Annotated in this window: 8 protein-coding genes; 3 read left to right on the top strand and 5 right to left on the bottom strand. The window is 69.5% G+C overall.

The features are described 5' to 3' along the window. Position 1: 1 nt before the first annotated feature. Positions 2-1,882, bottom strand: coding sequence for a molecular chaperone DnaK (gene dnaK / locus RJQ01_RS10735; RefSeq protein ID WP_350476716.1), 1,881 nt, complete (start codon positions 1,880-1,882; stop codon positions 2-4). A gap of 233 nt (positions 1,883-2,115) precedes the next feature. Between dnaK and RJQ01_RS10730 the strand changes: the two genes are divergently transcribed. Next, a complete protein-coding gene (locus tag RJQ01_RS10730; RefSeq protein ID WP_350476715.1) occupies positions 2,116-3,573 on the top strand; it encodes an MFS transporter in 1,458 nt (485 codons plus the stop codon). 20 nt (positions 3,574-3,593) lie between these two features. Here RJQ01_RS10730 and RJQ01_RS10725 read toward each other — a convergent pair whose 3' ends face one another. Then, positions 3,594-4,877 carry an ATP-binding protein gene (locus tag RJQ01_RS10725; protein ID WP_350476714.1) on the bottom strand — a complete coding sequence of 428 codons (1,284 nt, stop codon included), beginning with the start codon at positions 4,875-4,877 and terminating at the stop codon, positions 3,594-3,596. A 60-nt stretch (positions 4,878-4,937) separates the two neighbouring features. On the opposite strand from RJQ01_RS10725, the gene RJQ01_RS10720 reads away from it, so the two are divergent. Both RJQ01_RS10720 and RJQ01_RS10715 read left to right on the top strand, forming a co-directional pair. After that, on the top strand, positions 4,938-5,747 hold the full coding sequence (locus RJQ01_RS10720; protein WP_350476713.1) for an isocitrate lyase/PEP mutase family protein: 810 nt from the start codon (positions 4,938-4,940) through the stop codon (positions 5,745-5,747). Beyond that, positions 5,744-6,241, top strand: coding sequence for a hypothetical protein (locus tag RJQ01_RS10715; RefSeq protein WP_350476712.1), 498 nt, complete (start codon positions 5,744-5,746; stop codon positions 6,239-6,241). The genes RJQ01_RS10720 and RJQ01_RS10715 overlap by 4 nt, the downstream gene beginning before the upstream one ends. A 38-nt stretch (positions 6,242-6,279) precedes the next feature. Here RJQ01_RS10715 and treZ read toward each other — a convergent pair whose 3' ends face one another. The 3 genes from treZ to glgX are packed head-to-tail and all read right to left on the bottom strand — an operon-like array spanning position 6,280 to position 12,652. Beyond that, positions 6,280-8,085, bottom strand: a complete 1,806-nt coding sequence (gene treZ, locus RJQ01_RS10710) for a malto-oligosyltrehalose trehalohydrolase (protein WP_350476711.1) — start codon at positions 8,083-8,085, stop codon at positions 6,280-6,282. Then, positions 8,082-10,463, bottom strand: a complete 2,382-nt coding sequence (treY, locus tag RJQ01_RS10705; RefSeq protein WP_350476710.1) for a malto-oligosyltrehalose synthase — start codon at positions 10,461-10,463, stop codon at positions 8,082-8,084. The genes treZ and treY overlap by 4 nt, the downstream gene beginning before the upstream one ends. Continuing rightward, positions 10,460-12,652 carry a glycogen debranching protein GlgX gene (gene glgX, locus RJQ01_RS10700; RefSeq protein ID WP_350476709.1) on the bottom strand — a complete coding sequence of 731 codons (2,193 nt, stop codon included), beginning with the start codon at positions 12,650-12,652 and terminating at the stop codon, positions 10,460-10,462. Before glgX ends, treY begins: the two co-directional genes overlap by 4 nt. Positions 12,653-12,679: the final 27 nt, after the last annotated feature.

Raw genomic sequence — 12,679 nt, 5'->3', positions numbered from 1 at the left:
GTTACTTCTTGTCCTTGTCGGCGTCGGAGTCGGACTTCTCGTCCTCGTCGTCGACGATCTCGGCGTCGACGACATCCTCATCGTCGTCCTCGGTCGGCGCCTCGGGCTGCTCGCCCGCGGCGGCGTCCGCCTGCGAGGCCGCGTAGATGGCCTCGCCGAGCTTCGTCTGCGACTGGTTGAGCGCGTCGAACGCCGACTTCACGGCGTCGTCGTCGTCACCGGCGAGCGCCGACTTGAGAGCATCCACGTCGGCCTGCACCTCGCTCTTGACGTCGTCGGGCAGATTCGACTCGTTCTCCTTGATCAGCTTCTCGATCGAGTAGGCGAGCTGCTCAGAGTTGTTGCGCACCTCGGCCTTCTCGCGACGCTCCTTGTCCTCGGCGGCGTGCTCCTCCGCCTCGCGGATCATGCGCTCGATGTCGTCCTTCTCGAGAGACGAGCCACCCGTGATCGTCATCGACTGCTCCTTGCCGGTGCCCTTGTCCTTCGCACTCACGTGCACGATGCCGTTGGCGTCGATATCGAAGGTGACCTCGACCTGCGGGATGCCTCGGGGCGCGGGCGCGATGCCGGTGAGCTCGAAGGTGCCGAGGTTCTTGTTGTCGCGCGTGAACTCGCGCTCGCCCTGGAACACCTGGATCGCCACGGACGGCTGGTTGTCATCGGCCGTCGTGAAGGTCTCGCTGCGCTTGGTCGGGATGGCCGTGTTGCGCTCGATGAGCTTGGTCATGATGCCGCCCTTGGTCTCGATGCCGAGGCTGAGGGGGGTGACGTCGATGAGCAGAACATCCTTGCGCTCGCCCTTGAGGACGCCCGCCTGGAGGGCGGCACCGACGGCGACGACCTCGTCGGGGTTGACGCCCTTGTTGGGCTCCTTGCCGCCGGTCATCTTCTTGACGAGATCGTTGACCGCGGGCATGCGGGTCGAGCCGCCGACGAGCACCACGTGGGCGATGTCGTCGACCTTGACCCCGGCCTCCTTGATCACGTCTTCGAAGGGCTTCTTGGTGCGGTCAAGCAGGTCGCTCGTGAGCTCTTCGAACTTGGCGCGGCTGAGCGACTCGTCGAGGTTGGCGGGGCCGTTCTCGGTGAGCGACAGGTACGGCAACTGGATGTTCGTGCTGGTCGAGCTCGAGAGCTCCTTCTTGGCCTGCTCGGCGGCCTCCTTGAGGCGCTGCTTCGCGATCTTGTCCTTCGTCACGTCGACGCCGGTCGCGTCCTTGAAGCGCTTGGCGAGGTAGTCGACGACGCGCTCGTCCCAGTCGTCGCCGCCGAGGCGGTTGTCGCCCGAGGTCGCCTTGACCTGGATGGTGCTGAAGTCGTCGTCCTTGCCCACTTCGAGCAGGCTGACGTCGAAGGTTCCGCCACCGAGGTCGAAGACCAGGATGAGCTCGTCCTCCTTGCCCTTGTCGAGGCCGTAGGCGAGGGCGGCGGCGGTGGGCTCGTTGATGATGCGCAGAACGTTGAGACCCGCGATCTCGCCTGCCTCCTTCGTGGCCTGGCGCTCCGCGTCGTTGAAGTAGGCGGGCACGGTGATGACCGCGTCGGTGACGCTCTCACCCAGGTACTGCTCGGCATCCCGCTTCAGCTTGGCGAGGATGCGCGCGCTGATCTCCTGCGGCGTGTACTTCTTGTCGTCGATCGCCTGGGTCCAGTCGGTGCCCATGTGGCGCTTGACGCTCGCGATGGTGCGGTCGACGTTGGTGACGGCCTGGCGCTTGGCGGTCTCGCCGACGAGCACCTCGCCGTCCTTGGTGAAGGCCACGACGGAGGGCGTGGTGCGGAACCCTTCGGCGTTGGCGATGACGGTGGGTTCTCCACCTTCGAGGACGGAGACGACGGAGTTCGTGGTTCCGAGGTCGATGCCGACGGCACGTGCCATGGTGGTGCTCCTTCTGATGTGTGGGTGACGCTGGTGTGGGTGACGCGATGAAGTCAGGAGCGCGAAAGGTTGAGTCGCGCACTGTCAAGTTTGAGAGAGGGGATGCTCGGTGTCAAGTCGAGCGGCGAAAACTTGAGCTTCCCTGGCTCAACTCTCAGGATCGCGGATCGCTGGCGCGACGCTCGACAGACTCGCGCTACCGCCTGTTCACCGGCTCGCAGTAGCGTGAGCGCATGACTGAGAAGCCTGGCGACAACGACGTCGACGCGACACCCTCCACCATCGAGCCGCCGACGATCGCCCGCACGGGCGCCGTGGCCGCGGCAGGCGGCCCGTTCAGCGGAGAGCGCGTGCCGCGCAGGCAGGTGTGGTCGTGGGCGCTGTGGGACTGGGCAACGCAACCGTTCAACACGGTCATCCTCACCTTCGTCTTCGCCGCCCTCTACCTGACCTCCGACGCCTTCATCGATCCCGCGGTCGTTGCCCTCGGCACGGAAGACCCGGAGTACCGGCGAGCGATCGACGGGCTCTCGGCCAACTACGGCATCGCGACCCTGATCGCGGGCCTTCTCATCGCGCTCGTCGCGCCGGTTCTCGGCCAGAGGGCCGACGCCGCTGGCAACAGGAAGCTGTGGCTCGGCATCGGCACCGGCCTGCTGATCGCCTGCACCGCTGGCCTGTTCTTCGTCGAGGCCATGCCAGCGTTCTTCTGGCTCGGCGCGATGCTCATTGCCGCCGGCTCGGTCTTCGGCGAGATCGCGGGCGTCAACTACAACGCCATGCTCAAGCAGGTGTCGACGCGCGCGACCATTGGCAGAGTGAGCGGACTGGGGTGGGGCTTCGGCTATCTCGGCGGGATCGTCGCCATGATCATTGTCGTCGTCGCGCAGACCTTCGACTTCTTTGGCCTGCCGCTCGACAACGGCATGCCTTTCCGCGTGATCGCTCTCGGCTGCGCGGTGTGGACGCTCATCTTCGCCATCCCGATCTTCCTCAATGTTCCCGAGTCGGAGCCCGCCGCCGGGCGCCCGCGGGTGAATTTCTTCCGCTCCTACGTGGTTCTGTGGCACGACATCGTCGACCTCTTCCGCACCGCTCGCCAGACCTTCTGGTTCCTGCTCGCGGCCGCCGTCTACCGCGACGGGCTCGCCGGCGTGTTCACCTTCGGCGCGATCCTCGCCTCCGTCGCCTTCGGCTTCAGCGCCAACGAGGTCATCATCTTCGGCATCGCGGCCAACCTCATCGCCGGTGTGTCCACGATCTTCGCCGGTCGCCTCGACGACAGGTTCGGCGCTCGCCGCGTCATCCTCTTCGCGCTCGCCGGGCTGAGCGTCTCGGGCGTGCTCGTGTTTCTGCTCGAGCCCGCCGGCGTGGTCGTGTTCTGGATCTTCGGCCTCGCTCTCACCGCCTTCGTGGGCCCGGTGCAGGCCGCGAGCCGCTCACTCCTGGCGCGGGTCACCCCCGCCGGGCGCGAGGGTGAGATCTTCGGCCTCTACGCGACGACGGGTCGCGCCGTGAGCTTCCTCGCGCCGGCAGCGTGGGCGGGCTTCATCACGGCGGCGTCGGCGCTGGGGTCGACCAACGCGACGCTCTGGGGCGTGCTCGGAATCGTCGCGATCCTCGTCGTCGGCTTTGTTCTCATGCTCTTCGTCAAGCCTGGCGAGCACGCGCCGATCGCGACGCCCCGCTAGACGCCCCGCTAGAGGCCCCGCTAGGTGCGGGCGAGCGCCTCGATGTCCTCCTCGAACTCGGTCGCGACGACCGAGGAGACCGTGGCTCGGGTCTTCGCGATCGCGTCGAGGTAGTCCTCGGTGGACGGTCCGAGCTTCTGGGCACCGCCGTGACCGAACACCGACTGCTCGAGCGCGGCCTGCGCGGCCGACCGTGCGGCGAACTCGATGTCGGCGGGCGAGTAACCGTCGGTGCTCGCAACGATCTGCGGCACGTCCACGCTCCCCTGCACCGACTCAGGGATGTAGCGCGACCAGATCGCCTCCCGCGCTGCCGTATCCGGAAGCCCGATCGGGATGACGTAGTCGAACCGGCCGTGTCGCAGGAAGGCGGCGTCGAGCGCACGGATGAAGTTCGTCGCGCAGATCAGCAACCGCCCCGGAGAATCACGGAAGGCCGGGATGATCTTCAGCAGCTCGTTCGTCACGCCCTGCATGGCCGACGGTGGCTCTCCCCCGCGCTGTGCCGCGATCTCCTCCACCTCGTCGATGAAGACGATGACGTGGTCGAGTTCGGCGATCTTGAGGAACGTCTCGCGCAGACCGCCGGCGAGACCCTGCGGGCTGTGGGCCAGGCGGGAGGGGAACACCTCGACGAAGGGCCACTGCAGGCGCGAGGCCACCGCCTTCGCGAACGTGGTCTTGCCGGTGCCGGGAGGGCCGAAGAGCACGATCGAGCGCGGAGGCTCGACGCCGAACTGCTCCGCCAGCGCCGGGTCGGCCAGAGGCAGGACCAGTCGCCTCTCGAGCAGCTCCTTCTCCGCGCGCATCCCCGCGATGGATCCCCACAGGTCTCGCGGCAGGATGCGCCCGCCGAGGTCGCGCAGCACGGAGAGTTCGCGCTGCTTGACGGGAATCTCCCGCTCGAAGTAGCTCAGGTGCGCGCGATCCTGGAAGCCCGCCTTCGTCAGCGCACCGAACTGCTGCTGCTGGTCCGGCACGAGGATCGAGAGGCGCGTGAGCCCCTGGGGTGCCATGCGCTGCTCGAGCGCCGCAAGCAAAGACCCGGCGATGCCCGACCCGCGAGCCGCGCCCGTCACGGCGAGGAAGACGATCCAGCCCTGATCGTGCGCCGCGCGCGCCACCGCGGCGCCGAGAACCTCCTCGCCGCGCACGGCAATGACGGCGTGGTCCTTCTCGCAGGAGGCGAGCACCTCGGCCAGCGCGTAGACAGGCTCGACGCCCTCCTCGCGCACCTCGTCCCAGAGGCGCAGGATCGCGTCCATATCGGCGGGCTGGTAGTCGCGGAGGCGCACGGCGGTCATGCCCTATCGTCGCAGGAGCTTCCCGGGAATTCGACCCCGAACACCTGGCAGAGTGAACCCATGACGCACTCCGCCCCCACTACGGCCGAGAAGGCCGCCCTCCTCGCCTCCCTCCACGTGCCCGGAGACCCGCTCATCGTGACGAATGTGTGGGACGCCATGACGGCGCGCATCGTCGCCCGCACCCCCGGGGTGCGGGCGCTCGCCACCGCGAGCCACTCGGTCGCCTACGCGCTCGGAGTGCCGGATGGCGAAGGCATGACGGTCGACGTGGCGCTCGACGCCGCCCGCCGCATCGTCTCCTCTACCGAGCTGCCCGTGAGCGTCGACTTCGAGCGGGGGTACGCGGCCGACCCCGGGGGCGTGCGCGACAACGTGGCCAGACTCGTCGAGGCGGGCGCGGCGGGTCTCAACATCGAGGACTCCCTCGACGGCGCGACGAGCGACCGCCGCCCGATTCAGGAGGCCGCCGGCCGCGTCGCCGCAGCGCGCGCGGCCGCCGAAGCCGCGGGAGTTCCGCTCGCGATCAACGCGCGCACGGACACGCTCGCGGGCTCGCCCGATAACTGGCAGGAGGCGATCGACCGCGCCAACGCCTACGTCGACGCGGGCGCGACGAGTATCTTCATGCTCGGCCTCGGCACCGAGCAGAGGGTCGCCGACGCTGTGGCGGCCGTGCGGGCGCCCATCGCCGTGTTCGCCCACCCCGGCTACCTGCCGCTGCAGCGCCTCACCGAGCTCGGCGTCGGCCGGGTCTCCTTCGGCCCGCAGTCCCTCGGCCTGACGCTGCACCACCTCGCCGCCGCAGCCGAGCAGCTCACCGCGCGCGGCGACTACCCCGCCGAGCTCGGCTATCGGTACGAGTTGTGAGCGGCACCGTCGACGACGACCCCGATACCGTCGGCCCGAGCTGGCAACCAGACCCCGAGCGCGACGGCTACGAGCGCTGGTTCGACGGCGAGCAGCTGGTCGGGCACAGCGTCAAGGAGCCCGACCCGTTCTCCGCGTTCAGCCCCGAGGTGGCGCGCTCGCTCCGCCCCGCCGTGAATCGGGATGCCCGCCTCGCGCGTCTCGGCATCCCCCTCACGATCCTCGGCTTCGCCACGCAGCTGCTCGTCGCGTCGGGCCTCGTGAGCGTGGCAGGCGTCGACGGCACGGCACTCGTGCTCGTCGCCCTCGCGGTTGCCGCGACTCTCGCCGCGCTCACCGCGGTGTTCGCGGCCCGCGGGCTCCATCACGCTCCGCGCCGTGGCGGCAAGGGCATCTCGTCTCTCGCGCTCGGTGTGAGCATCATCCTGGGGCTGGCCCCTGTGCTGCTGCTCGTGGCGGTCGGGCTCGCCGGCGGCGCGGGTCTGCCTGGCTAGGCCAGGAGCGTCACGCTGCCCGGCTCACTCTGCTCCGCTCAGCGCAGACGCATGACCGCGGCCGACCAGGCTGGCAACGAGAGCAGGCTCGTCTCGGCGCGGTCGTGACGCTCGAGCCGGGCCTCCGGAGACGTGGCGAGCAGCACGCGCGCTGCCGTGCCCGAGCCCTCGCCGATCTCGACAGTGGCCGGCTCGTCGAAGGCCACGCACACGCTTACGAGGCCATCCTCGTCGTCGACGACGCCCGCCCCCCGATCCATGCGGAACACTCGCGGAGGGCGATCGGGAGCGGGTCCGCTGCTCGCGGCGCTCGTGTGCGCGAAGCGCGGGTCGGTGAGCTCGGGAATCGCCCGTCGCAACGCGATGAGGTCGCGGTGTAGCTGCAGCAGGCGCGCGTGCACGCCGTCCTCGAGCTCGTCCCATCGCAGGCGGGCGCTCGCGAACGTCGCCGGGTCTTGAGGGTCGGGCACGACCGACTCGTCCCAGCCCATCTTCACGAACTCGGCGAGGCGCCCCTCCGCGGTCGCGCGGCCCAGCTCGGGCTCGGGGTGGGAGGTGAAGAACGGCCAGGGCGTCGACGCGCCCCACTCCTCGCCCATGAAGAGCATGGGCGTGAACGGGCTCGTGAGGTTGAGCACCGCCGTGACGGCGAGCTGATCCTCGGTGAGCGACTGGGAGAGCCGGTCGCCCGCGGCGCGGTTGCCGATCTGGTCGTGGTTCTGCGCATACGTGATCAGTCGCCAGGTGGGTACCTCGCTCGGTACGGGATGCCCGTGCTCCCGCTCGCGGAAGCTCGAGTAGCTTCCATCGTGGAAGAAGCCCCCTGCGCTCGTCTTCGACAGAGCCCCCTCGCTCGCGAAGTCGGCGTAGTAGCCGTTGGCCTCCCCCGTCACCGCCGTGTGGATGGCGTGGTGATGGTCGTCGCTCCATTGGGCGTGCAGGCCGTAGCCGCCGGCCTCGCGCGGCAGGATGAGCTCCGGGTCGTTCAGGTCGCTCTCGGCGATGAGTGTGAGCGGGCGGCGCAGGTGCGCCGAGCGCGCATCCGTCTCCTCCGCCATCGCCTGCAGAATGTGGTTCTCGGCATCGTCGACGAGCGCGTGCACGGCGTCGAGCCGCAGGCCGTCCACGTGGAAGTCGTCGAACCACATGGCGAGGTTGTCGAGCACGTAGCGCCTCACCTCGGGGTGGCCGACGTTCACGGAGTCTCCCCACGTGTTCGCGCTCGCCTGGAGCAGGTACGGGCCGAAGCGCGGCAGGTAGTTGCCGCTCGGGCCGAGGTGGTTGTAGACGACGTCCTGCACGACCGCGAGACCCCGCACGTGGCACGCGTCGACGAGGCGCCGGTAGCCCTCGGGCCCCCCGTACAGCTCGTGCACGGCGTACCAGGCGACGCCGTCGTAGCCCCAGTTGTGCGTGCCGTTGAACCCGTTGACCGGCAGCAGCTCGATCGTGTCGACGCCGAGATCTACCAGATGGTCGAGTCGCGCGATGGCGCCGTCGAAGGTGCCTTCCGGGGAATACGTGCCGATGTGCAGCTCGTAGAGCACGCTGCCCGCCAGCTGGCGTCCCGTCCACCCGGCGTCGCTCCAGGCGAAGGCGCCGGCATCATCGAGAGCGCTCAGCCCGTGCACGCCGTCGGGCAGACGACGCGAGCGCGGGTCGGGCAGGGGATGCTCAACCCCATCGATGAGGAACCCGTAGCGATCTCCGTGCTCCAGAGCATCGGTGACGACCCACCACTCGCCGTCGGGCGCCATGCCGATGCGCGCGGTCTCGGAGCCCCGCACGCGGTGCAGCGCGACCCGTTCGGCAGAGGGTGCCCAGACCCGGGCATCCGTCGTCATGACGCTTCCTCCTCGGCGGGCTCATCCTCCACGAGAAGCGCCACGGGGTAGCGCTCGAGCACGCGGGCGAGCGGCAGCTCGCCGCCCTCGTATGCCGTTCCGGTGATGAGATCGCGGTAGGGGCGGTGGGGCAGCACGATCGCGGTCTCGCCCCAGCCGCCGAGGGCAGCGAGGCTCACGGGCAGGCGCGTGCCGATCGTCACCGCTCCCCCGCGATCGAACGCGATGGCGTGGCGCTCGGCCGCGCCCACGACAGGAAGGGGCGCGTAGCGGGTGAAGAGCTCGGGGTGATCGCGGCGCGCGCGCAGCGCGGTCGCCGTGACGAGCAGCTTCGCGGCGCCCGACTCGTCGACCGGCGGCAGCTCACCGGCGTCGATGCGCTCCAGCAGCTCGCGCCGCACCGCGTAGTCGACAGGGCGGCGGTTGTCCGGGTCGACGAGACTTGTCTCCCACAGCTCGCTGCCCTGGTAGACATCCGGCACCCCGGGTGCCGTGAGCTGCACGAGCTTCGCGGTGAGCGAGTTCGACCAGCCGGGCTGGGCGATCGTCGCCACGAACGCCTCGATGAGGGTCGTCACGTCGGAGTCGTCGAAAGCCGTGTCGACGGCGGCGTGCAGCCGCGCCTCGAAGTCTTCGTCCGGGTCGGCCCATCCGGTCGACGTGCCCGCCTCGCGCGCAGCCTTCTCGGCGTAGGCGTGGGCGCGCTCGCGGCTCAGCGGCCAGGCACCGATGAGCGACTCCCAGAGGATGTTCTCGAAGACCCCGTCACCGACCGCGACGCGCTCGCGCAACTCGCCGAGCAGCGACTCCCACCGCTGCGGGTCCTCCGCGATCACGTGGATGCGCGCACGGGTGTCCTCCCCGCGCTTCGTGTCGTGCGTCGACAGTGTCGTGAGCGAGGCGGGGAACGCGGCCTGTCGCACGGCCTGCCGACGGTGGAACTCGTCCACGGAGATCGAGAACTCGCCGGGGTCGGCGCCCACCTCGGTGAGCGACGCGAGCCGCGAGTAGCGGTAGAAGGCGGTGTCCTCCACGCCCTTGGCCATGACCATCCCGCTCGTCTGCTGAAACCGGATCGCGGCGGGCTGCGCCGGGTCGGCGAGGATCGGCTCGAGGGCGCGCAGCGCCGGCTCGAGCTCGGGTCGAGCATCCCGCGCCGCCTCGAGGGCCTCCTGAAGGTGCTCGTGGCCCGCGGGCAGGTAGGAGCGGTAGACGGGGAAGGCCGCCAGTAGCTCGGCGAGCGCGTCGGCGGCGTTCTCGACGGGTGCGGGCAGCTCGCGCTCGAGGCGCAGCACCTCGCTGCGCAGGATGGTGTCGGCGATGCGGCGCTTCGTGCGGCGGATGAGCGCGTGCCAGTCGAGACGGCGGGGCGCCGCGCGGGTGTCCTCGGCGCGCAGCTCGGCGTCGAGGTCGCTCAGCGGCAGGCGCCCCGCCGGGTCGACGAGCACGCGGTCGATCGTCGCGAGCGCGTCATAGCCGGTCGTGCCGACAGTCTGCCAGAACGCCGGCAGCGGCTCCTCCCCCTCGAGAATCTTCTCGACCCACACCGGTGCCCCCTGGGTGACTTCGGCGAGACGGTCGAGGTAGCGCCCCGGGTCGGCGAGGCCGTCCGGGTGATCGACGCGGATGCCCTGCACGAGCCCTTCGCGCACCCAGCGCACGATCTCGACGTGCGACTCGTCGAACACCCACGGCTCTTCAACGCGGATTGCCGCGAGGGTGTTGACGGCGAAGAAGCGCCGATAGTTGAGCTCGGCGTCGGCGCGCTGCCAGTGCATGAGCTCGTAGTGCTGGTGCGAGAGCACCTCAGCGATCGTGTCCGGCGCCGTCAGATCGGTGCCGGGCCGCGGCAGGCTGCCCTCGGCGAGCGGGTACTCCGTCTCGTAGACGCGCACGGCGGGCCCGCCGACGGCGTGCGGCAGGAGAGTCACCTGCCCGGCGTCGATTACGGCCGGGAGGTCGTCACCCAGCACGGGCAGGCGCACGCGGCCGCCGCCGAACTCCCAGTCGACGTCGAAGGCGTCGGCGCAGCGGGCGTCGCGCCCGTCCCGCAGCAGCTGCCACCACCAGGAGTTCTGGCGCGGGTCGGCGACACCGACGTGGTTAGGCACGATGTCGACGAGCACGCCGAGGTCGTGGTCGCGCGCCGAACCGATCGCGTGCGTGAGCCCGACGAGGCCGCCGCGCTCCTCGTCGACGTGCGCGTGGTCGACGACGTCGTAGCCGTGCGTCGACCCGCGCGTCGCCTGGAGGAGCGGCGAGAGGTAGAGCCAGTCGGCGCCGAGGCGGCTCACGTAGTCGGCAAGCCCCGCCACGTCGTCGAGCGGGAACTCCGCCGACACCTGCTGTCGGTACGTGGAGCGGGGCAGCTCGCTCACGGCGTGACCACCGGAGACGCGACGGGGTCGAGCTGCGCCGGCGGTGAGAGCGAGGCGGCGACGGAGTCGTCGAGGGTCGGCTCGCTGACGACCCACTCGCGCAGCACCACCATGCTGATCGCCTCGAGCGTCATCGTGCCACCGGCGTCGAGCACGGCTTCGCCCTCGATGCCACTCGTGTCAACAAGGCGCTCCCATCGCTGGCCGTACTCGCCCGGTGGCAGCGTGACCGAGACGGGCTCGGTGTGGGCCGAGAAGTAGACGAGGAACGAGCGGTCGACGATGGGCTCGCCCCGAGCATCCCGCCCCTGGATGCCGTGGCCGTTGAGGTAGACGCCGATCGAGCGGCCGAAGCCCGACTCCCAATCCTCCGGCTCCATCGCCGAGCCGTCCGGCTGGAACCACGCGACGTCGGGCACGGGGTCGCCCTCGCCGCGGCGCACCGGGCGGCCGTCGAAGAAGCGCGTACGCCGGAAGGTGGGATGCTCGCGCCGCAGCCGCACCAGGGAGCCGACGAACTCGAGCAGGGCGCCGTCGGCATGCTCCCAGTCGATCCACGACAGCGCGCTGTCGTGCGCGTACACGTTGTTGTTGCCCTGCTGGGTGCGGCCGAGCTCATCGCCGTGGGCGATCATGGGCACGCCCTGGCTGAGCAGGAGCGTCGCGAGGAAGTTGCGCACCTGTCGCGCGCGCAGGGCCTGGATGACCGGATTGTCGGTCGGCCCCTCTTCGCCGAGGTTGTAGGAACGATTGTGGCTCTCGCCGTCCTGGTTGTTCTCGCCGTTGGCCTCGTTGTGCTTCTCGTTGTACGAGACGAGGTCGCGCAGCGTGAAGCCGTCATGAGCGGTGACGAAGTTGATGCTCGCAAACGGGCGGCGGCCGGAGGACTCGTAGAGGTCGGCGGAGCCCGTGAGGCGGCTCGCGAACTCGCCGAGGGTCTCGCCCTCGCCACGCCAGAAGTCGCGCACCGTGTCGCGGTACTTGCCGTTCCACTCCGTCCACTGCGGCGGGAAGTTGCCCACCTGGTAGCCGCCCGGGCCGATGTCCCACGGCTCGGCGATGAGCTTCACCTGCGACACCACCGGGTCTTGATGCACGAGGTCGAAGAAGGTGGAGAGGCGGTCGACGTCGTAGAACTCTCGCGCCAGTGCGGCGGCGAGGTCGAAGCGAAAGCCGTCGACGTGCATCTCGGTCACCCAGTAGCGCAACGAGTCCATGATGAGCTGCAGCGAGTGCGGGTGGCGCACGTTGAGGCTGTTGCCGGTGCCCGTGTAGTCGCGATAGTACTGAGGCTCGTCCTCCATGAGCCGGTAGTAGGCCGCATTGTCGATGCCCTTGAACGACAGCAGGGGGCCCATGTGATTGCCCTCGGCCGTGTGGTTGTAGACGACGTCGAGGACCACTTCGATGCCAGCCGCGTGCAGCTCGCGCACCATGCTCTTGAACTCCTGCACCTGCTGACCGCGGTCGCCGCTGGAGGAGTAGGCGTTGTGGGGGGCGAGGAAACCGATGGTGTTGTAGCCCCAGTAGTTGCGCAGCCCCTGGTCGACGAGGTGCTTGTCGTGCACGAACTGGTGCACGGGCATGACCTCGAGCGCCGTGATGCCGAGCTTGCGCAGGTGATCGATGATCACCGGGTGCGCGATGGCCGCGTAGGTGCCGCGAATCTCGGCGGGAATGTCGGGGTGCGTCATGGTGAGGCCCTTGACGTGGGCCTCGTAGATGACGCTGGAGCTGTAGGGCGTGCGCGGCGGGCGGTCGCCCTGCCAGTCGAAGTACGGGTTGATGACAACCCCGAGCATCGCGTGCAGGGCCGAGTCGAGGTCGTTCCTCTTGTCGGGCTTGCCGAAGCGGTACGGGAAGAGCGACTCGTCCCAGTCGATCTCGCCGCTCACCGCCTTCGCATACGGGTCGAGCAGCAGCTTGTTCGGGTTCGCCCGCAGGCCGCGGGCGGGGTCATGCTCGCCGTGGACACGGTAGCCGTAGAGCTGACCCGGCTGCACCTGAGGAAGGTAGGCGTGCCACACATGCGCATCGACCTCGACGAGCTCGATCTGCGTCTCGACGCGATCGTCGTCGAAGAGGCACAGCACGACCCGGTCGGCCGCTTCGCTGAACAGGGCGAAGTTCGTGCCATTGCCGTCGAACGTCGCGCCGAGCGGATACGCGGAACCTGGCCACGTCTGCATGCGAATACCCCACTTCTGTAGTCCTCC

Source organism: Microcella sp. (assembly GCF_040286215.1).
Taxonomy (GTDB): domain Bacteria; phylum Actinomycetota; class Actinomycetes; order Actinomycetales; family Microbacteriaceae; genus Microcella.
This window is presented reverse-complemented; position numbering and strand designations above follow the sequence as displayed.

Bases quoted from the DNA above. Each gene is read 5' to 3' on its own strand.
- RJQ01_RS10730 (WP_350476715.1), top strand. From the start codon at position 2,116: ATGACTGAGAAGCCTGGCGACAACGACGTCGACGCGACACCCTCCACC.
- dnaK (WP_350476716.1), bottom strand. From the start codon at position 1,882: ATGGCACGTGCCGTCGGCATCGACCTCGGAACCACGAACTCCGTCGTC.
- treZ (WP_350476711.1), bottom strand. From the start codon at position 8,085: ATGACGACGGATGCCCGGGTCTGGGCACCCTCTGCCGAACGGGTCGCG.
- glgX (WP_350476709.1), bottom strand. From the start codon at position 12,652: ATGCAGACGTGGCCAGGTTCCGCGTATCCGCTCGGCGCGACGTTCGAC.
- RJQ01_RS10725 (WP_350476714.1), bottom strand. From the start codon at position 4,877: ATGACCGCCGTGCGCCTCCGCGACTACCAGCCCGCCGATATGGACGCG.
- RJQ01_RS10720 (WP_350476713.1), top strand. From the start codon at position 4,938: ATGACGCACTCCGCCCCCACTACGGCCGAGAAGGCCGCCCTCCTCGCC.